Source organism: Vibrio sp. 10N.261.52.C2 (assembly GCF_041471425.1).
GTDB classification, from domain to species: Bacteria; Pseudomonadota; Gammaproteobacteria; order Enterobacterales; family Vibrionaceae; genus Vibrio; species Vibrio crassostreae_C.
Window position 1 is genome coordinate 99,877 of the sequence record NZ_JBFROH010000018.1, and the last position, 21,242, is coordinate 121,118.

Annotated in this window: 19 protein-coding genes; 14 read left to right on the forward strand and 5 right to left on the reverse strand. The window is 44.6% G+C overall.

What is annotated here, in order from left to right; translation table 11 throughout:
* Positions 1-314 precede the first annotated feature (314 nt).
* Both ung and AB4307_RS07565 read left to right on the forward strand, forming a co-directional pair.
* Entirely contained in the window at positions 315-995 is a 681-nt protein-coding gene (gene ung / locus AB4307_RS07560) for a uracil-DNA glycosylase (RefSeq protein ID WP_372131538.1), read from the forward strand.
* Between the two features lie 86 nt (positions 996-1,081).
* Positions 1,082-1,633, forward strand: a complete 552-nt coding sequence (locus tag AB4307_RS07565; RefSeq protein ID WP_017070073.1) for a hemerythrin domain-containing protein — start codon at positions 1,082-1,084, stop codon at positions 1,631-1,633.
* Between the two features lie 150 nt (positions 1,634-1,783).
* On the opposite strand, the gene AB4307_RS07570 is transcribed toward AB4307_RS07565, so the two are convergent.
* Positions 1,784-1,972 (reverse strand): DUF3545 family protein, encoded by a 189-nt coding sequence (locus tag AB4307_RS07570; RefSeq protein ID WP_017059319.1) that lies wholly within the window; start codon positions 1,970-1,972, stop codon positions 1,784-1,786.
* A gap of 709 nt (positions 1,973-2,681) precedes the next feature.
* Between AB4307_RS07570 and AB4307_RS07575 the strand changes: the two genes are divergently transcribed.
* Entirely contained in the window at positions 2,682-4,109 is a 1,428-nt protein-coding gene (locus AB4307_RS07575; RefSeq protein WP_032545312.1) for an alanine/glycine:cation symporter family protein, read from the forward strand.
* 312 nt (positions 4,110-4,421) lie between these two features.
* Positions 4,422-5,198, forward strand: a complete 777-nt coding sequence (gene yaaA, locus AB4307_RS07580; RefSeq protein WP_372131540.1) for a peroxide stress protein YaaA — start codon at positions 4,422-4,424, stop codon at positions 5,196-5,198.
* A gap of 163 nt (positions 5,199-5,361) precedes the next feature.
* Here yaaA and srmB read toward each other — a convergent pair whose 3' ends face one another.
* Positions 5,362-6,627, reverse strand: coding sequence for an ATP-dependent RNA helicase SrmB (srmB, locus tag AB4307_RS07585; protein ID WP_372131542.1), 1,266 nt, complete (start codon positions 6,625-6,627; stop codon positions 5,362-5,364).
* A gap of 107 nt (positions 6,628-6,734) precedes the next feature.
* Positions 6,735-7,463, reverse strand: coding sequence for a tRNA1(Val) (adenine(37)-N6)-methyltransferase (locus tag AB4307_RS07590; RefSeq protein WP_372131544.1), 729 nt, complete (start codon positions 7,461-7,463; stop codon positions 6,735-6,737).
* A gap of 314 nt (positions 7,464-7,777) precedes the next feature.
* Here AB4307_RS07590 and brnQ point away from each other — a divergent pair, with 314 nt between their 5' ends.
* Positions 7,778-9,091: a branched-chain amino acid transport system II carrier protein gene (brnQ, locus tag AB4307_RS07595; RefSeq protein WP_017059325.1), complete on the forward strand. Its 1,314-nt coding sequence runs from the start codon at positions 7,778-7,780 to the stop codon at positions 9,089-9,091.
* Between the two features lie 146 nt (positions 9,092-9,237).
* Here brnQ and fldB read toward each other — a convergent pair whose 3' ends face one another.
* A complete protein-coding gene (gene fldB / locus AB4307_RS07600) occupies positions 9,238-9,759 on the reverse strand; it encodes a flavodoxin FldB (protein ID WP_017062875.1) in 522 nt (173 codons plus the stop codon).
* Positions 9,760-9,909: 150 nt separating this feature from the next.
* On the opposite strand from fldB, the gene xerD reads away from it, so the two are divergent.
* From xerD to AB4307_RS07640, 8 genes are all read left to right on the forward strand, one after another.
* Complete coding sequence (gene xerD, locus AB4307_RS07605) at positions 9,910-10,824, forward strand: site-specific tyrosine recombinase XerD (protein ID WP_017059327.1); 915 nt, start codon at positions 9,910-9,912, stop codon at positions 10,822-10,824.
* A 26-nt stretch (positions 10,825-10,850) separates the two neighbouring features.
* The gene (locus AB4307_RS07610) at positions 10,851-11,630 is read left to right on the forward strand and encodes a thioredoxin fold domain-containing protein (RefSeq protein ID WP_372131546.1); all 780 of its coding nucleotides are present in this window, start codon (positions 10,851-10,853) and stop codon (positions 11,628-11,630) included.
* 80 nt (positions 11,631-11,710) lie between these two features.
* Complete coding sequence (gene recJ / locus AB4307_RS07615; RefSeq protein WP_017059329.1) at positions 11,711-13,447, forward strand: single-stranded-DNA-specific exonuclease RecJ; 1,737 nt, start codon at positions 11,711-11,713, stop codon at positions 13,445-13,447.
* 235 nt (positions 13,448-13,682) lie between these two features.
* A protein-coding gene (gene prfB / locus AB4307_RS07620) for a peptide chain release factor 2 (RefSeq protein WP_102300662.1) occupies positions 13,683-14,781 on the forward strand; the annotation gives its coding sequence in 2 pieces (ribosomal slippage) (positions 13,683-13,757 and positions 13,759-14,781; 1,098 coding nt in all).
* A 98-nt stretch (positions 14,782-14,879) separates the two neighbouring features.
* Positions 14,880-16,412 (forward strand): lysine--tRNA ligase, encoded by a 1,533-nt coding sequence (gene lysS, locus AB4307_RS07625; protein ID WP_017059330.1) that lies wholly within the window; start codon positions 14,880-14,882, stop codon positions 16,410-16,412.
* A gap of 270 nt (positions 16,413-16,682) precedes the next feature.
* Positions 16,683-18,017 carry a cyclic-di-GMP-binding transcriptional regulator VpsR gene (gene vpsR, locus AB4307_RS07630; RefSeq protein ID WP_372131548.1) on the forward strand — a complete coding sequence of 445 codons (1,335 nt, stop codon included), beginning with the start codon at positions 16,683-16,685 and terminating at the stop codon, positions 18,015-18,017.
* Positions 18,018-18,584: 567 nt separating this feature from the next.
* Complete coding sequence (locus AB4307_RS07635; RefSeq protein ID WP_004735015.1) at positions 18,585-18,836, forward strand: hypothetical protein; 252 nt, start codon at positions 18,585-18,587, stop codon at positions 18,834-18,836.
* A 203-nt stretch (positions 18,837-19,039) separates the two neighbouring features.
* Positions 19,040-19,351, forward strand: coding sequence for a DUF6482 family protein (locus tag AB4307_RS07640; RefSeq protein ID WP_004735016.1), 312 nt, complete (start codon positions 19,040-19,042; stop codon positions 19,349-19,351).
* Positions 19,352-19,439: 88 nt separating this feature from the next.
* On the opposite strand, the gene mutH is transcribed toward AB4307_RS07640, so the two are convergent.
* Positions 19,440-20,105 (reverse strand): DNA mismatch repair endonuclease MutH, encoded by a 666-nt coding sequence (gene mutH / locus AB4307_RS07645; protein ID WP_032546406.1) that lies wholly within the window; start codon positions 20,103-20,105, stop codon positions 19,440-19,442.
* 617 nt (positions 20,106-20,722) lie between these two features.
* Here mutH and rppH point away from each other — a divergent pair.
* Complete coding sequence (gene rppH, locus AB4307_RS07650) at positions 20,723-21,241, forward strand: RNA pyrophosphohydrolase (RefSeq protein ID WP_017059335.1); 519 nt, start codon at positions 20,723-20,725, stop codon at positions 21,239-21,241.
* Position 21,242 lies beyond the last annotated feature (1 nt).

Sequence of the window (21,242 nt, forward strand, 5' to 3'; positions counted from 1 at the left end):
GATGTCTTAGAGGAGGTGCCTTTATGTATTCAATCACCCAAACTTCAACTATTGCTGTCGCACGCCGTTTACCTACACCAAACCGTCACGTGCATAACCACGGCCACCATCGTACACAGCAGAAAAGTGGTTAATCGAGATAAGCACAACTTGAACTGATTATTATGATTCATCAACAAGTGAACCCTACACATCATGTTTATTGATAGCTGTATGAGGTATAACTAGAGCCTTATTTAGGACAGTTAGCCGATACAGCTATTTTTTTGTCTGGCGAAAGCCGCTAGAAACCTTGATGATTGGGAAGTAAAACGATGACCGCACCAAAGACTTGGGAATCCATTATTAATGATGAACGTGATAAAGAGTACTTTCAGAGTGTCCTCGCGTTTGTTGAACAGCAACGTAATAGTGGTAAAACCGTCTACCCGCCACAAGAACAGGTGTTCAGTGCCTTTGATATGACGCCTTTCGAATCCGTGCGAGTGGTTATCTTAGGGCAAGATCCTTATCACGGTGCTAACCAAGCTCACGGCTTAGCATTCTCAGTGCTTCCTGGTGTGAAAATCCCACCTTCTCTACGCAATATGTACAAAGAGCTTGCACAAGATATAGAGGGCTTTGAGATTCCTAGTCATGGTTATCTCGATTCTTGGGCATCGCAAGGGGTGTTGATGTTGAACACAGTCCTTACAGTCGAAGAGGCAAAAGCACACTCACATGCTAAGTGTGGCTGGGAAACCTTTACCGATGCCATTATTGCTGAGCTCAATCAGCGCTCTGAACCGATCATCTTTTTGTTGTGGGGCGCACACGCCCAGAAGAAAGGTCAAGCGATTGATGACAACAAGCATCATGTGTTGGTTGCACCTCACCCATCGCCATTATCGGCACGCCGTGGATTCTTCGGTTGTCAGCATTTCTCTACAACCAACAAGCTGCTTTCTTCTATGGATCAACAACCTATTGACTGGCGTTTACCAACAGAAGTGTAGGTTGGTGGTTTTCTGAGCAGGGTCAAATCATAAATCAGCATATTCGTATACACTTATAAATAGTAGGTGTAATGGAGTGCAATACTATGATGATTGAAAGGATAAGACGAGAGCATGGCTATATGGCTCGTTTACTCGCGATACTCAACAGTAAGTTAGAGTTTCTGAAACAGGAGCGAGAAATAAACTATAGCCTGATCGCAGAGGTGGTTCATTACCTTATGAACCATTCAGACAAAGTGCATCACCCTAAAGAAGACGTCATTTATCGCTACTATCTTAAGCAATATGGCAGCGAGCAAGCGATTGAAGACTTGGAGTTAGAGCATCAATTGCTTTCTGAGAAAACGGCGGACTTTTTAGGTTTGGTCGATATGATCCTTCAAGATGCGGTGGTTCCTCAGCAAGTCTTTATTGAGCAGCTTGAAGCGTTTGTTAAGGCTCAGCGAAAGCACATGGAATATGAAGAGAAGCATGTGCTACCCATGATTGTTGAGGCGTTCACGGTGAAAGATTGGCAAGAAGTGGAGTCTCAATGGCTTCAACCGGAAGATGACCCTGTTTTTGGAGAGACCATCGCCGATCAATATCGCCAACTCGCGGCTCGGGTTCGACAAAATGAACAAGAGTGTGTTTAGCCCGTTGTAATGTTGAGGTGCACCTATTTTAGGTGTCCTCTATATTAGAGGGTTGGTTTCTAAATGGCGCTTTGAGCGGATTAACTACCTCAAAAAATAAAAAGGCACCTATATAGGTGCCTTTTGCTATCTGATTTCTTATCGTGCTGATTAAAGTTTTATATCGTCAAGGCTAAAATCAAGACCTAGGTTCATCTCTCTCAGCTCTTTCTCAAGCTGCCTACGATCGTTGATGGCTTCGATTTCACGCCACTTACGCTTGAGTGGTTTCGAGCGTGATTTTTGAGTTACACGAGGCATTTCTAGTTCTGATACTTCATCGAATTGAAAGCTATCCATAAGCCATATCTCCTTCCGTGGGACTAGTTCTTACGAACCAATAAATATCATATTTAGGTTCACAATAACTTTGATTTGTTTCTCATTTGTTTCAAATCCATGAAGCTTTTGTTCTATTTTCTTATGCATGCTCACACATTGTGAGAATTATTATGTATAAAAAACAGGCAAACAAACCTAAGTAAACGATTAAATTGGGGGTTATTGAATGTTAATTCATTGTGCGAATGGAATAGCGTTTTGACTACAATGCATTGAAGTGCACATGGTACCGTGCGGTATAGGGATCTCATTGGCCTAGAAAAAAACGAAGATCTTCACTATACCTTGTAAAACCTAGGCTGACGTCATTTTTATAGGATGGTGTTCTTGTTGGGGTAGTGCCGTGGCTGTTGTTGATATTATGTCCCGATAATGTGACTTTTATTGGGCTGCATTGTTGAAAGTTGTGTTAACAAAAGGTGTGTTATTAGTGAAATGTCATTTTAATATAAGTGTATTTGCATATTGATTTTTAGGCCGTCTCGCTGCATTATCCGCCCGTCAAAAAATACACTGATACGTAAAATGGATGCATGAAGCGACATTTACAGTCTCAATCGCCGCAAGAATATAACAAGAGTGCCGACACAACATTGACAGAGGCATAGGCGATTAAGAGGAAGGCTAGGAAGCATGATCGGTGCTTAAACTCAATTACGAGGTTCACGTGACAGACTTAATCAATTTGATGAACGATCTCCTTTGGGGATCTATCTTAGTTTACTTACTGGTTGGTGTGGGTATCTACTTCACTGTACGACTAGGCTTCATTCAATTCCGCCATTTCGGCCACATGTTCTCTGTTCTTAGAAACAGCCGTAAAGCAGACAGTGCTGGTATCTCTTCTTTCCAAGCTCTTTGTACTAGTCTCGCTGCTCGTGTAGGTACGGGTAACATGGCAGGTGTTGCTGTAGCACTAACCGCTGGTGGCCCTGGTGCTATCTTCTGGATGTGGCTAATCGCAATGCTAGGTATGGCAACATCGTTTGCAGAAAGCACACTGGCACAGCTATACAAAACGCGTGATAACGACGGTAACTACCGCGGCGGCCCTGCATACTACATGGAGAAAGGCCTAGGCATGCGTTGGATGGGGGTTCTATTCTCTATCTTCCTCATCATTGCATTTGGTCTTGTATTCAACGCGGTTCAAGCGAACGCGATTGCAAGCGCAATGAATACGGCATTCGACCTTGAGCGTAGCTACGTTGGTGTTGGTATCGTAATCATCTCTGCGTTCGTTATCTTCGGTGGTATCCGTAAGATTGCACGCACAGCAGAAATCATCGTTCCAATCATGGCATTGGCTTACCTAGCGATCGCTATGTACGTGATGTTCGCGAACATCGAGAAAGTGCCTGAAGTACTGGCTCTTATCTTCAAGAGTGCATTCGGTCTGCAAGAAGCAGCAGCGGGTGGCCTAGGTTACGCAATCGCACAAGCGATGATTAACGGCATCAAACGTGGTTTGTTCTCGAACGAAGCGGGTATGGGTTCTGCGCCAAACGCAGCAGCTTCTGCTACGCCTTACCCACCGCACCCAGCATCACAAGGTTACGTGCAAATGCTAGGCGTGTTCATGGATACCATTGTTATCTGTTCAGCAACAGTCGCAATCATCCTGATGTCTGGTGAGTATGTACCACACGGTGAAGTAACGGGTATCGAACTAACGCAACGTGCACTAACAGCACAAGTGGGCGAATGGGGCGGCATTTTTGTAGCGGTAGCGATTTTCTTCTTCGCTTTCACTTCAATCATTGCAAACTACTCGTACGCTGAAACGAACCTTATCTTCCTTGAGCACAACAACAAGAAGGGCCTAGTGCTGTTCCGTATCGTTGTTCTGGGTATGGTTATGTTCGGTTCTCTAGCGACGTTACCAACGGTATGGGCACTGGCTGACGTATCGATGGGCCTAATGGCGATTGTTAACTTGGTGGCGATTATCCTGCTATCAGGTATCGTGATTAAGCTAGCGAAAGACTACAACCGCCAACTAGACGCGGGTAAAGTACCAACATTCGATTCGAATGACTTCCCAGAGCTTAAGTCTCAGCTGGAAGACGGTATTTGGGACAACAACAAGAAGTAATCTTGTTGGAGTGATTCATCACTCATCCTAAAATCATTAGAAAGGCTAAGGTTTCGACCTTAGCCTTTTTCTTTGCCTGCGATTTCTATCTGTTTGCAATTTCTATCTGTTTGCAGTTTTTCTTGGTGAGTGATTTTTGCTTTGTCTGCGATCTTTTCTTTGTAAACGATTTTTCTTTGTAAGCGATTCTTCTTTGTAAGCGACTTACAGCTAGATCTGTCTATCAAAGTAATAGGAAGAGTCATAAAGACAAGTTGATGTTTTTTCTATACTCTAGCAGCATCCAGTTAGATAACCGATTAGGGTAAAGTTATGTTAGTTGTCGTTTCTCCAGCCAAAACACTTGATTACGAATCACCATTAGCGACGGAACGCTTTAGTCAGCCTGAGTTTGTTGAACACTCTGCTGAGCTGATTGAAGAGTGCCGCAAACTGACGCCAGTAGATATTTCTGCACTGATGAAAGTCAGCGATAAAATCGCAGGGTTGAACGTAGCGCGCTTTGAGCAGTGGAGCGAGACCTTTACCCAAGACAACGCACGCCAAGCAATCCTAGCCTTTAAAGGCGATGTATACACTGGCCTAGACGCTGAAACGCTATCGGATGAAGATTTTGACTACGCACAGAATCACCTGCGTATGCTTTCTGGGTTATATGGCTTGCTTAAGCCGTTAGATCTGATGCAGCCTTACCGCCTAGAGATGGGCACACGCTTAGCTAATGAACGTGGCACTAACTTGTACCAGTTCTGGGGCAATATCATCACTGATAAGCTGAATGAGGCGTTGAATGCTCAAGGCGACAATGTATTGATCAACCTTGCATCGAACGAATACTTTAAAGCGGTGAAGCCGAAGAGCCTTGATGGTCAAATCATCACGCCAGTTTTTAAAGACTGTAAGAATGGCCAATACAAGGTGATCAGTTTTTACGCGAAAAAAGCGCGTGGCATGATGGCTCGCTACATCATTGAGAACAAAATTGATTCCGTTGAAGCGCTGACCAAATTTGATACGGCGGGTTACTACTTCGTTGAAGAAGAGTCGAACGCGAAAGAGCTCGTCTTCAAGCGTGAAGAGCAAAACTAGTAGCTCTTGGTTAATTAGTTACTCTCGGTTTGAGTTTGAGTTTGAAATTAGAGGCCTAGTTATTTAGCCTAATAACGAGCCAGACAATAATAAACTAGACAAAGAAAAGCCCCACGCAGCGAACTGCATGGGGCTTTTTTATTGAATCGTTGAAGCTGGTAGATTACTTCTTCTTTGCTGCTTTCTTTTTCTTCGCGATTTTTTTCTTCTTCGCGATTTTTTGTTTCTCTACCGCTTTCTTATCTTCTTTCTTCGGCTTCTTCTTCTTAGTCACGGCCGCTTTCTTATGCGTAGGGCGCATGCCTTCAATAAAGCGTTCTTTGATTGGTTCGTCTGTGTAACGAGCCACACGCTCAATCATTAGTTGATCGTGCGCTTCAATGATAGAAACCGCGTTACCTTTTTTACCAGCACGAGCAGTACGGCCAATACGGTGTAGGTATACGTCAGCAGTACGTGGCATGTCGTAGTTGATTACGTGGCTTACGTCTGGAAGGTCGATACCACGAGCAGCAACGTCAGTCGCTAGTAGTACGTTTACAGAGCCGTCACGGAAACGAGCAATCGCGTTGTTACGACGATCTTGAGGCATTTCACCTTGGATCCACGCACATGGAATTTGCGCGCTTTCAAGTTGAGCTCGTAGATCACCTAGACGATCACGCGTCTTCAAGAATACGATGCTGCGCTCAGCTTGCTCTGTGATGACGTGCTTTAGGATGTTCAGCTTGTGCTCTGCTGTGTCTGCACGGTGGTACCACTGAGTGATCTTCTTACGCTCACGAAGTGATGATTTCGCATCGATCTCCGCTGGGTTTTTCAGTAGATCTTCAGTGAAGCCTTCAATGCCTTTACCTTCTAGCGTTGCTGAGAACAGTAAAGTTTGTTTACGCCAGCGACACTCTGCAGACAGACGGTCAACAACAGGACCAAAGCCCATGTCTAGCATGCGGTCGGCTTCATCTAGAACCAGCCATTCAATCGCACGACAGTCAAAACGCTCGCCTTCAATGTATTCCATCAAACGGCCAGGTGTTGCTACTACGATATCTTGAGTGGTACTTAAGATATCTGCGTGCTCTTGGTACATCACACCGCCCGTGATCGTGAAGATATTTAGGCTGGTGTATTTAGCAAGCTCACGTGCTTGTTCGGTGATCTGCATTGCTAGCTCACGCGTTGGCGTCAGGATAAGCATACGTGCAGGGCCAGATTTCTTACGTGGGAAATCCAGTAGGTATTGCAGTGCTGGCAATACAAATGATGCTGTTTTACCAGTACCTGTTGGCGCAGAAGCCAAAACGTCTCTTCCATCTAACGCTTGTGGGATTGCTTCAGCTTGTACCTGTGTTGGGCGTTCGTAGCCCATTTCGTCAATTGCTTTAAGCAGCTCTTGGTTTAGATCGAGTTCTGCAAAGGTTCTGATCACTGTTGTTTCTCCACAAGCAATAAATGTTTCTGCCTCAAAAAGCAGACGATAAAAAAGAGTAGTCGGACATTATAGAAGCATTAGTGATTAGGATCACATGGTATTTGCTACATCTTGAGATAAAAATCTTTAGTAAGGGCAATAAATGCCTCGCTATAACCGCCATCGTGATGGATCGTAAGCGATTCACGCTGAAAATCTTGCTCACAAACAGGATCTTTAGACAATTCAAACAGGACTCGAATTGCCGGTTTTCTGTCTGTTGTTTTCACATCAAGGCGCTTTGCTAGGTACCAACCACATTGTTGGGCAAGCTTGATGAAGCCTTCTCCCTCGGTCGTCGGCAGTATAAAACTGGCTGTGGCGGCATCCGTCGTTATCTCGAAACAACGCTGAGCAAGCTCAAGGTGATCCAAGCTATTGGTGTGTCTCGCGGTGGCTCTTTGGCTTTGCTGCGCCTGTTCTCCAGAGTTGAAGTAGGGCGGGTTACAGATGATCGCATCAAACCTTTGTGGAAAGTCGGTTGTTAACACGCTGCCGTGATCAAGGGAGATACGATTTTGCCAAGGCGACTGCTCAATATTGACAGTGGCAGCATCAATAGCGTGTTGATCAATATCTATCGCAGAGATTGAAGCATCTTCAAAACGCTGCGCAGCCATCAAAGCCAGCAGACCTGTCCCGGTTCCAATATCGAGTACACATGATCTTTGTGGCAGGCTTACCCAAGCGCCAAGTAATACGCCATCGGTACTGACTGGCATACCGCTTTTCCCGCCGTAAATTGAGAATTGCTTAAAATTGAAGCTTTTAGTTTGCACTGTTTTGTCTTTCATTAATGTTCTGAGTATCGAGATATTTTAAGTGATTAGCTCTAATGTTAACCGCTTGTATGAATCAATGTTCTGCTTGGAAGAATATTGTTGTGCATTATGGTTAGTTTATAATTGTGGCTATTTTTCTATAGCTAGTGGAATCCACTGCTTTTTGTTCTCATATGCAAATTTATATGGTGTTTTTGTGTGGTGACTTGCAGCTAGCCAGTTGTTTCGTCATTATGCGCGACTATTTTATAGATTGATTGGCAGCTTTGAGCTGTAACATTCATGTAAGCACAACATAAATTCATAAATATAATTAAGGATTATCTGTGAAACAGAGTCTAAAACTAACAGATATAATGGCATTGGGCTTTATGCTTTTTGCGTTTTTCTTGGGTGCGGGTAACATCATCTTCCCACCTCTAGCTGGCCAATTAGCCGGTGATCACTTCCTTCCAGCGATGTCTGGTTTTCTGCTGACTGCCGTTGGTCTGCCGTTAATCACTATCGTCGCGGTCGCAGTGGCTGGTGGCTCTTGGGGTCACTTAACTAAAGATCTTCCTAAGAAAGCAGCAACCATCATGGCTGTACTGATCTTTATCATTATCGGTCCTGCATTTGCTGCACCGCGTACTGGCCTTGTTGCCTATGAGATGGCGGTGAAACCGTTCTTCATCGATGCCTCTCAAGCTCACCTAACTCTCTTTTCGATTGCATTTTTTGCAGTAGCGATGTTCTTCTCATGGTCGCAAGGTAAGCTTATTGACGTCATTGGTAAGGTGCTAACACCTGCACTGTTCGTTGGTTTGGTTGTGCTGGCGATTGCTGTATTCGTTAACCCTCAAGGCGATATTCTTGCGGCTCACGGTGAGTACATCACTCAACCACTAACCAAAGGTTTCCTTGAAGGCTACAACACCATGGATACTTTTGCTTCTTTGATGTTTGGTATGCTGATTGTTGATGCGATTCGTAGCAAGGGCATTACTGACCGTGCAGCGACGACTAAGTACCTAATTAGCGCGGGTTGTATTGCCGCAGCGGGTCTGGCGTTTGTTTACATCTCTCTATTTTTCCTAGGCGCAACAAGTGCAACAGTCGCAGCGGGTGCAGACAATGGCGGTGCTATTTTAAGCCTATACGTTCAATCGTTGTTTGGTCCTTCTGGTCAGCTAGTGCTTTCTGTGATCGTACTATTAGCATGTCTAACTACGGCGATTGGCCTTGTGTCAGCATGTTCTGATTACTTCAGCTCGCTAACGCCTCTGTCTTACAAGACTTGGGTAATCATCAATGGTGTAGCTTGTGCAACCGTTGCGAACGTTGGTCTTTCTCAACTGATTTCTCTGTCTGTTCCAGTACTGTTTGCACTGTACCCAGTCGCTATCGCGTTGGTTGCTCTGACATTCTTACGTAGCCGTTTCCCTAATCCAAAAGCGGCTTACCGCGTAGTGGTATTAGTGTCACTGCTGTTTGCTCTTATTGATGGCGCTAAAGTAGCGGGTGTAGACGTGTCTGCACTTAAGATGCTGCCACTGTTTGAGATCGGTATGGGTTGGTTGCTTCCAACAACGGCTGCAATCATCTGTATGTTCTTTGTTGGCAAGTCAACAGAACAAGAGATGGCTGAAGAGACTGTTTAATCTTCCGTTGAGATTAGATTGTCCTTCGAGATGAAATAGAAAAGGCCTCATTACTTCGCAGTAATGAGGCCTTTTTGTATTCTGTGGTCTTTTTATATCCAGCTAGTTACTTGGTTAGCTACTTAGCCGGGAGTACTTCTGTTTGGTTATAGCTTTTCGCTGTACTCAACCAGTACTTGCTCAACCCAGCTTGCGATACGGTCGTCGCTTAGCTCGTATTGTGAATCTTCATCAAGCGCCAAACCAACGAATTGAGATTTGTCTTCGGTTAACGCTTTAGACGCTTCGAACTCGTAGCTGTCATCGTTTGGCCAGAAGCCAACAAACTCTGCACCCGCGGTTTTCAGTTCATCATGCAATAGACCCATCGCATCTAGGAACCATTCGCCGTAGCCTTCTTGGTCACCCAAACCAAACAGAGCCACAACCTTGCCTTTCATAGGCGTGGTTGCGATGTCTTCCCACAGTTCATTCCAATCCTCTTGGATTTCACCGAAGTCCCAAGTCGAGATGCCCAGCAATAAAAGGTCGTAGTCCGCCATCAATGAAAGAGGGCTTTCTTTCACGTTATGGATATCAACTAGGTCTTCACCAATAATGCCGCGAATTTTCTCTGCTGCCATTTCTGTGTAGCAGGTGGTTGAGCCGTAAAATAATCCAATTTTCATAGCAAACGTTCGATTTTAATTTCAGATGGCGAATTCTAACCATAAATCGACTTCGATTGCAGCGATTATCCGCTCAAGTCGTAATTTTTATGGCATTCATATTTGCTCTGGCATACTCTCAAAACAGTTTCCAATATTGTGAGTAACACTATGCAGTCGCCTCAAGGGCAGAGCGCAGACCACGGTCTCGTTGAGCAGTTTTTAGATGCTATGTGGATGGAGCGAGGATTATCGGAGAATACGCTTGTCTCGTACCGTACCGATTTGTCCAAGTTATTAGCGTGGATGGAAAAGAACAATTACCGCCTCGACTTCATTAGCCTTTCAGGTTTACAGGATTATCAAGGCTGGTTAGCCGACGCCGATTTTAAGCAGACCTCTCGTGCCCGTATGTTGTCGGCGATTCGTCGCTTGTTCCAATATTTGCACCGCGAGAAAATCAGAGGCGATGATCCAAGTGCCTTGTTGATCAGCCCGAAGCTGCCGCAACGCTTGCCGAAAGATTTGAGCGAAGAACAGGTTGATGCTTTGCTCGATGCGCCAGATCCGAACGATCCGATTGAGCTTCGCGATAAGGCGATGCTTGAGTTACTCTATGCAACCGGTTTGCGTGTGACAGAACTGGTTAGCTTGACGATGGAAAACATCAGCCTAAGACAGGGCGTGGTGCGTGTTATTGGTAAGGGTGGCAAAGAGCGCTTAGTACCAATGGGCGAAAATGCGGTGGATTGGATAGAGACTTTTATTGAACAGGGTCGTCCACATCTACTTGGCGAAAACAGTTCTGATGTGGTTTTTCCGAGTAAACGCGCCAAGCAAATGACCCGTCAGACGTTCTGGTATCGTATTAAGCACTACTCGGTCGTCGCTGGTATCGACACAGAATTGTTGTCACCACACGTATTGAGACACGCTTTTGCGACGCATTTACTGAACTATGGCGCAGATCTCAGGGTCGTACAGATGTTACTTGGGCATAGTGACTTATCGACAACCCAAATTTATACTCACGTGGCGACTGAAAGGCTCAAGCAAATTCATGCGCAGCATCACCCACGTGCTTAAATCCATTTATTTTTAAGGTGAACTTAATGAGCGTATTACGCCGTCTTCCTCTACTAGCGCTTCCTCTTATGATTACTGCATGTAATGCATCAGAAGCGAAAGTAGAAACAACATCAACAGCCGTAGAAGCTGCTCAAGCTCAAGCTATTGATACAGCTGCGTTAACTAAGCGTTTTGAAAAAATCGGTATTAAGGTCGATAAGATTGTTCCTTCGGATATCGATGGTTTGTTAGAAGTTCAAACCAACAGCGGCATTATATTTTCTTCTCCAGAGGGCGATCACTTTCTAGCCGGTACACTTTACTCTTTAGATGAAAACGGTAAGTTCAGTGATGTTTTGGCTGAGCGTCAAGCTCCGCTGAATGCTGAAAAAGTCGCGGCGATGTCGGATACGGTTATTGAATACAAAGCCGATAACGAAAAGTATGTTGTGACGGTATTTACTGACATTACGTGTGGCTACTGTGTTCGTCTGCACAGCCAAATGCAGGGCTACAACGATCTGGGTATTACCGTTCGTTACATGGCTTACCCACGCCAAGGTGCGACAGGGAAAGTTGCCGATCAAATGGCAGCAATCTGGGCTTCAGATGATCCAAAAACAGCGATGCATGACGCTAAAGTAAATCGTCAAATGCCAGCGTCTGGTAAAGATCTAGCAGAGCAAAAGCAGATCATTGCTAAACAGTACCAATTAGGTCGTGAGCTTGGCATCAATGGCACACCGGCTATCGTGCTAGCAAGTGGTGAGTTGGTGAGTGGTTACTTACCGCCAGCACAACTTCTTCAACGTTTAGAGCAATAATCTCGTTTTCTGTATTGCCAATTTATCCCCCATGTTTTTGATTTAAGGAGTGGCCTGATTGATATCGGGCCCATTTTTATATGATAGAGATCCAACGCCGTCCTGAGGTCGACATTTCAGTCTTACCTGCTCACTTACCTGACTTGTTAAAGCGCATTTATGTGAGTCGTGGAATCGACAGTGCCGACCAACTAGAGACAGCAGCGAAAGGCTTGCACTCTTATCAAAAACTGGGCGGCATTGATGCTGCGGTTGAGCTGTTGTTCAAAGCTATTCAGCAGCAAAAACGCATCATCATTGTTGGTGACTTTGATGCCGATGGCGCGACCAGCTCGGCGCTGTCTGTTTTAGCGTTACGTATGCTCGGCAGCTCTAACGTCGACTATCTGGTACCAAACCGTTTTGAAGATGGTTATGGCTTGAGCCCTGAGGTTGTTGAACAGGCAATCGAGCTTGGTGCTGAAGTGATCATGACGGTCGACAACGGTGTATCTTCAATTGAAGGTGTTCGCTTTGCTAAAGAGAAAGGGCTAGAGGTTCTGGTTACCGATCATCACTTGCCGGGCAATGAACTGCCAATGGTCGATGCTATGGTTAACCCAAACCTTGAAAGTTGTGCTTTTCCTTCGAAAGCCCTAGCGGGGGTTGGTGTCGCTTTTTACCTGATGATGGCATTGTGTGTTCACATGCGTAAATTGGGTTGGTTTGCAGAGCGCGGCATGACAGAACCTAAGTTGATGGAACTGATTGACCTTGTGGCGCTGGGTACGGTTGCCGACGTGGTTCCACTCGATGAAAACAACCGAATTTTAGTTCATCAAGGTTTGCAACGTATTCGTGCGGGTAAAGCTCGTCCGGGCATTCAAGCCTTGATCGAAATTGCTAAGCGAGACGCTAAGCGTTTGGTGGCGTCTGACTTTGGCTTTGCTCTTGGTCCTCGTATCAATGCAGCTGGTCGATTAGACGACATGTCTTTTGGTGTTGAGCTGCTAATGAGTAACAACATCCATGCGGCTCGTCGAATGGCGAGTGAGTTAGATGGCTTGAACCAAACACGTAAAGAGATCGAAGAGGGTATGAAGCAAGAAGCGATGGCTTTTTGTGAGCGCCTTGAATTTGGTAAAGACGACCTACCTTCTGGCTTGGCACTATTCCAACGTGATTGGCACCAAGGTGTGATTGGTATTTTGGCTTCGCGTATCAAAGACAAATACCACCGCCCAGTGATTGCGTTTGCAGATGGCGGCGAAGGCAGTATCAAAGGTTCATGTCGTTCAATTCCGGGTCTGCACATGCGTGATGCATTGGACCGAATTGATACTCAAAACCCTGGCTTGATTCTTAAATTTGGTGGCCACGCAATGGCGGCTGGTTTAACCATCATGGAAAAGGACTTTGAACGCTTCAGCAAGCTGTTCAATGATGTGGTGAAGAATGAACTTGGAGAAACAGCACTGAAGGGCATTATCTTGTCTGATGGTGAGCTGTTACCAGAAGAGTTCTCGATGCACACCGCTGAAACGCTGCGTTCAGGTGGCCCGTGGGGACAAGCTTTCCCTGAGCCAATCTTCGATGGTGAGTTTAAAGTGCTGCACCAAAAGCTGGTGGGTGAAAAGCACCTTAAGCTGATGCTTGAGCCGCTCTACAAAGGCCACCCAACCAATGTGATGATTGACGGTATTGCCTTTAACGTCGACCTACGTCGCTGGCCTGATGCATCAGTAAAAACCGTTCATCTTGCATTTAAGCTCGATATCAACGAATTTCGTGGTAACCAATCGTTGCAGCTGATGATCGATCATATCGAAGCCAAATAGTTATTTTGGGCTCAATAATGCTCATCATCTAGCGCTAAATTCAACAAGCTCTGTTCAAAAACAGGGCTTGTTTTCCTTCCTGCCCTTACAAATTCTACGTGTTTTTTCTGCCTGTCAATTTTATATCCCATTAAGTTGTTGAATCTTGGTTCACCACTCTAAAAAATTCTGTATCTCCGTCACACTTTTGAGTACAATTCTTCGGTTAAATTCTACTCATAAATGATGAGCTAAAATGTTTGAAATCAATCCTATAAAAAACCGTCTGCAGGATGTGTCTGAGCGCACAAATATCCTGAGGGGGTATCTTTGACTATGACGCTAAGCAAGAGCGTCTAGAAGAAGTAAACGCAGAATTAGAACAACCGGATGTATGGAACGAACCTGAGCGTGCACAAGCGCTAGGTAAAGAACGTTCTGCATTGGAAGCGGTAGTAGAAACGATCGACCAACTTGACCAAGGTGTTGAGGATGTTGATGGCCTGCTAGAGCTTGCGGTTGAAGAAGAAGATCAAGAAACGTTCGATGAAATTGAACCAGAACTAGCCGAGCTTGAAGCTAAGCTAGAGAAACTGGAATTCCGTCGTATGTTCTCTGGTGATCACGATGCATCAGATTGCTACATCGATCTGCAGTCCGGTTCGGGCGGTACAGAAGCTCAAGACTGGACTTCAATGATGTTGCGTATGTACTTACGTTGGGCAGATTCGAAAGGCTTCAAGACTGAAGTTATCGAAGTGTCTGATGGTGATGTTGCTGGCCTTAAAGGCGCAACGGTACGTATTTCTGGTGAGTATGCTTACGGTTGGTTACGCACAGAGACTGGTGTTCACCGTCTAGTTCGTAAGTCACCATTTGATTCAAGTGGTCGTCGTCATACTTCATTTGCATCTGCGTTTATCTATCCTGAGATTGATGACAACATTACGATCGACATTAATCCTTCTGACTTACGTATTGACGTATACCGAGCCTCTGGCGCTGGTGGTCAGCACGTAAACACCACGGAATCAGCGGTACGTATTACTCACGTTCCAACTAACACCGTGGTTCAGTGTCAGAATGACCGTTCGCAGCACAAGAACAAAGATCAAGCGATGAAGCAGCTACGTGCTAAGCTTTTTGAACTTGAGATTCAAAAACAAAATGCTGAAAAACAAGCGAGCGAAGAAACGAAATCAGACATCGGTTGGGGCAGTCAGATCCGCTCTTACGTACTGGATGATTCTCGTATCAAAGATTTACGCACCGGCATCGAAAACCGTAATACTCAAGCGGTTCTTGACGGTGACTTAGACAAGTTTATTGAAGCTAGCCTGAAATCAGGTCTGTAAGCTTTATCAACTATTAAGCTTTACCAATAATATTGGTAAAAATGCCTATATTTGAAAAAATATAGCGGTCCAAATTTTAAAAGCAGGGTACATCTCTAATGACTGATGCTGTTCAAAACGAAAACGCACAAGAAGCTTCTTCACCTGAAGAGAACAAACTAATCGCTGAGCGCCGCAGCAAGCTGGATCACATCCGCCAAAACTGCAAAGCTAACGGTCACCCAAATGACTTCCGTCGTGAGCACCTAGCTGGCGATCTTCAAGCGGAGTTCGGTGAGAAGACTAAGGAAGAGCTAGAAGAGCTTAACCACATCGTTGCGATCGCTGGTCGTGTAATGGCGAAGCGTGGTCCATTCCTTGCGATTCAAGAAACTTCTGGTCGTATCCAAGCATACGCAGCGAAAGACGTACAAAAAGTACTGAAAGAGAAGTACCAAGGCCTAGATATCGGTGACATCATCGGTGTTAAAGGTGCGCTTCACAAATCAGGTAAAGGCGACCTTTACGTGAACATGGAAGAGTTTGAACTGCTGACTAAAGCACTTCGTCCTCTACCAGAGAAGTTCCACGGTCTAACTGACCAAGAGATGCGTTACCGTCAGCGTTACGTTGACCTAATCGTGAACGAAGACTCTCGCAATGCATTCATCGTGCGTTCTAAGCTTGTATCTTCAATTCGTAACTTCATGAGCGCTAAAGGCTACCTAGAAGTTGAAACGCCAATGATGCACGTGATCCCGGGTGGTGCAACTGCACGTCCATTCATCACTCACCACAATGCACTAGACATCGATATGTACCTACGTGTTGCACCAGAGCTTTACCTTAAGCGTCTAGTGGTTGGTGGTTTTGACCGTGTATTCGAGATCAACCGTAACTTCCGTAACGAAGGTCTATCTCCACGTCACAACCCAGAATTCACAATGATGGAATTCTACCAAGCGTACTCTGACTACAAAGACCTTATGGATCTGACTGAAGAGATGCTAAGCACGGCAGCAATGGACGTTCTTGGTTCTACTTCTATGCCTTACGGTGACGAAACGGTTGAGTTCGGTGGCACTTACGCTCGAATGAGCATGTTCGATGCAATCAAGCACTACAACCCTGAGCACGCTGAGATTCAAGCGCTAACAGAAGCAGACCTACAAGACCGTGAGAAGATGGTTGCTATCGCAAAATCTGTACACGTAGACGTAGAAACGTTCTGGACATGTGGTCAGCTTCTAGAAGAGATCTTTGGTGAAACGGCTGAGCCTCAGCTAATTCAACCAACGTTCATCACTGGCTACCCAGCGGACATCTCTCCTCTAGCTCGTCGTAGCGATGACAACCCGTTCTTCACAGACCGTTTTGAGTTCTTCATCGGTGGCCGTGAAGTTGCGAATGGTTTCTCTGAGCTTAACGATGCACAAGACCAAGACGAGCGTTTCAAAGCGCAAGTTAACGCGAAAGACGCGGGTGATGACGAAGCGATGTACTACGATGCAGACTACATTACTGCACTAGAGCACGGCCTACCGCCAACAGCGGGTCAAGGTATCGGTATCGACCGTCTAGCAATGCTATTTACAAACACGCACACAATCCGTGACGTGATCTTGTTCCCGGCAATGCGTCCACAGGCGTAATTCTCGCTTATAGGGCGTAACAGCCTATGTAATTAAAAAGCCACCTTCGGGTGGCTTTTTCTGTTTTTAGGCTGCAAAACCTAGCCTGTACCGCACTCTTGATTCGAAAAACCATTATTTCTGACATAGTCTTACTATTGAGACATAAAATCTAAGATAGTCTCACTACTATACGTCCTGCGCTGAATACGATCTCGTGGCATTTTGTCGAACGATGAAGCAGTGACTCGTATTAGCTTGATTTAAATAAAAATAGAATAAGGAAGAAGGATGGGAACTCAATTTAAGATGGATTCCTTACCAGGTTCTCTTATCGTCGTTGGTGGTGCGTACGAACCCTGGTTATCAGTGTTAGAGCAAGTAGGTTGGCAATGTACCCAGTGTGCAGATTTACGAAAAGCCGATGCCTTGATTGCTGACATTGGCCCATGCATTGGCATTGTGGATCTTAGTCATGATGAGTTTAGCCTTAACGGTATCGCTAATCTCGTGAGCAACAACAAGCAAGTAAGATGGCTCGCCTTTATTCGTGAATCGCAATTGAGCTCTGATACCATTTGCCAATTTATCGTCAACTTCTGTATCGACTTTTTCACGGCGCCAATCCCAGATGCCCAGTTATTGAGTACCATTGGTCACCAATTGGGTATGCTCAAGCTTGAGCAGAAAGTATGGCCAAACTACGGCATCAACAACAATATGGGTTTGCTTGGCGACTCTGTGGCTGTGAAGCGTTTGAGAGACCAAGTAAAGCGCATTGGGCCGACTGATGTCAGTATCCTGATTTACGGAGAGAGTGGAGCAGGAAAAGAGACGGTTGCGCGCTCAATTCATCAAAACTCTTCGCGAGCGCAAAAGCCATTTTTAACGGTCAATTGTCGTGCCTTGTCTGAAATGAGAATAGAGGCCGAGGTATTTGGTATCTCTGCACAGCCCGCTGCAGCACCTTGTCTGTTGGAAGAAGCCGATGGCGGAACCATTTTACTCAATGATGTATTGGCGATGCCACGTAATCAGCAGTTGAACCTGCTGCGTTTCTTACAAGAAGGTAAAATTGAAACTACGGATGGTCCTAAGCCAGTCGATGTGCGTATTCTGGCCGCGAACTCTTCTGATATCGAAAAGGCATTGATCGAGGGCGACTTCAATGAAGAACTTTATCATTACATCAATGTTCTGCGCATTCACGTTCCGAGCTTAAAAGAGCGAGTGAGTGATATTTCAGTATTGGCTAATCATTTTCTACGTGAGTATTCAAAAGAGTTTAATGCTCAAGCGAAGAGCTTTTCAGACGATGCTATCCGCTCGATGAATCGTTATCACTGGCCGGGCAATGTGCGTGAGTTGATGAATCAAATTAAGCGTGTTGTGTTGATGTCTGATGCTGTGATCATTGAGGATCACCAACTGGATTTACCAAAACAGAATGATGAACGCCGAAGCTTGAAGAGTATTCGAGAGCGCTCAGAGCGCGATGCGTTACTGATTGTATTGGAATCTTACGGTGGTCAGGTTTCATTGGCGGCTAAGGAGCTCGGTGTATCACGAGCGACGATGTACCGCTTGCTGAATAAACACAGCCTAATCTCTGAAGGTGTTGTTTAGACTCTTCTCTACATGACTTTATTCAGTCACCGTAAATTAAAGGCCACGTATCTACGTGGCTTTTTTGTTTCTGAAGGGTAGTCCGTTGTTTTCTAGTTAGACCCTAAGAGAGATATGCTGTGATTTTATATAATCATAGTGAATATGTTATATGTAAATGAATATGCAACTAATATTTCAGGCGAATGCATTGTTTTAAAAATGTTAATCAATTAGCGGTTGAATAATATACTCACTTGGTTAGACTTTAACCGTTAAAGCAACGATTTAACAAAGACTTGTCTGCTTTTACTTCCCCATTTTTTTTGGATTTTTTAGTTAGCTTGGAGGCGCAAATGAAACATTTCGATTTTATACAGCATATTTGCGCTTCGTTTGATCCGTGTTCTGACATGGTGACTGTTATGTCACAAACATCAGCCATGGCCGATCGAAACACCCAAGATAAACCTAACTAATAGATCCGTATCCTTATTTGGCTGCGGAAAAATAGCAGCTAAGTGAGAAACCCTCATACGATCTAACACGCTATTTTTCCTCAGTTTATTCAACAACTGGAGAGTTATTATGCGTCACTCAGTATATTTAAAATTAGCAACAGTCCTTATCCGTGCCGATCTTCGTCGTGAAGAGCGTGAATGGCAACGAAAAGTTCGTCGCAGTTCATATGATCTACCATGGAACAATACTCACTTACTAAGAGATATTGGTCTTGAAGCTGACGGTCGACCGATTGGTTTTTCTGAACCAGAAGTCGTCACGATTGAACGTCGAGTACGTCATCTTCGTCGTGTTCTTAGCGCGCGAATACCGACGTAATCTTTCGGGGTTGATCGCACCTTTCAACCCCCTAAATCATTGACGGTGATAGTTAGGTGTCAAAAGTGAGCGCTTTTGAACTAGAACTGGACAAAAAAGAGAAGCATTGGCTTCTCTTTTTTGTTTTTTAATCGAGAAAAATCAACGTGCCCTAGTAAAGAAATAGAGTTCTACTAAGCTATAGAGAGCAAGGGAGGCCGGTTATGCAAAAGCATCAGTTAGACATGTGGTTACATGGAGAGCACAAAGACTCTTATCAAACACCCAAAGTGTACGTTATTGGCTGTTCTGATATTTCAGAATATCTATTGGCGGTGGAGTACAAACATAAGCTAGAACCGGTAAAGCAAGACGGCGAGCCGCTTCACTTTGGATCCTTGGATCAAGTGAAAGAGGAGTTACTCCGGCTCGGCTTTGAAAAGGCGTATCTTCGCTTACACAACGCCTATGATGAGTTTGGTAATGAGCCAAGCCAAAGCTACTGTGATATTGAACTGGCGCTCAAACCTCATTAAGAGGCGTTGGTAGCGAGATATTGATTCTAATTCCAGACTGTTTTTTAACGCACTGATAGTTTTGGCTATCGAGGCTCGATTAAACGATCTATGCGTAATGTGTTGTCAGTAATTTATGGGTGAATTGAGTTCGCAGATAGAAACCACGTGGTTTAGTTTTGATAGGTTTTCCGCTTGCACCGTAAGCTTCCGTTAACACACGACTGTTAGCAGCCTTCGGACGTAAATGCAGTGCTTCACCGTGTCTTGCTGTTATCTGTTCAACATTGCCTAAAACGATCAACTCCATCAGTTCTTCCCAATCTCGCTTCAAGAGTTCGTCTTCAGCTTGGCTAGGTGTCCATAATAATGGGGATCCTACATGCCTCTCTGCTAGCGGGATCTCTCTTTCTCCCTCGACAGGGATCCACAACACCTTAGACAGCTTGTTTCGAACGTGGCTGGTTTCCCAAGTTATGCCTTGCACACCCATCAAAGGAGCAACACACACAAAGGTGGTTTCGAGTGGCTTGCCAGAGTAGCTAATCGGAATGCTTTTTAGCTCAATACCGAGCTTGGCAAAATCTTGTTCTGGCTTACTGCCTGCAGGTGCACCCAAGTGCCATTCCAATAGCTGCCCAACCCAGCCTTTATCACGCTTAAGGTCGTTTGGCATCACCATCTCAGCTTCGTCAGCGAGCTCTTTAAAGGTCATTCCGGCGATGGCATACGCGCGCTCTAACAGCTCTTGTTGTGTTTGTGGTTCTGGTTTCATAATAAAAGGCATGATCAAAAAAAATGATTTTATCAGAAGTTATCACCAAATGACGACTGGTTAAGAAATGATCTCCTTGCGAGAAAAGGGATCAAACTCAGGGTTATCCACAGGACATAAAGGTAATTAATTGAAATATTAATTTAGTGGATAAATAAACAGGGGTTTATGGTGGATAAAATGCTTGCCAAATGGGGTTCAAAATGAATCTTTCACTTAGTAGTGTGGATAAACATCGGAGTGGTTGATCTTTAACCATGTCAGGTTTCTGAAAGATCTTTTACATTTCTAATGTTTTTTAAAACTAGAATTTTATTTTAATTTACTGATTTATATAATAATAAAATTATTTTGACTGATTTGTTGTTTTTGGTGTTGATGAATCTATGGATTAAAAAAAACGATTGCGGGTAATTCTTCACATAGTTATTCACAGAAAAGGTGAATAAATGTGGTCTATGTCTCACTATTGTGTGGGTAACTAGAATTTGAGCAAAACTTATCCATATTCCTAGTTATTATTCATAAATATAGCGCTTATCACGTCACTAAGTTTGCTCCGATTGGGGATATGTGGAAAAATCAGAGTAATTAAAAATTTAGATAGAGGTTGGCCAGTGATAGATGGCGATGGTTACCGATTAAATGTTGGTATTGTAATCTGTAACAACCATGGTCAGGTCTTCTGGGCTAAACGATACGGGCAACATTCATGGCAATTCCCTCAAGGGGGAATAGATGAAGGTGAGACTCCGGAACAGGCAATGTACCGCGAGTTGTATGAAGAGGTTGGCCTTACTAAAAAGGATGTAAAGATCGTCGCGACAAGTCGTCATTGGTTACGCTACAAGCTACCCAAACGACTGGTTCGGTGGGATTCTAAACCTGTCTGTATTGGACAAAAACAGAAGTGGTTCCTTTTGCGCTTAGATTGCGATGAATCGCATATCAATATGCAGCGTGGAAGTACACCTGAGTTTGATGGTTGGCGTTGGGTGAGTTACTGGTACCCAGTTCGACAAGTTGTTTCTTTCAAGCGAGATGTTTACCGTCGAGCGATGAAAGAGTTCGCATCTTTAGCAATGCCGTTTAAAGAGCGAAAAATAAAAGGAAAGCGCAAATTGCGTAGAGGTTAAG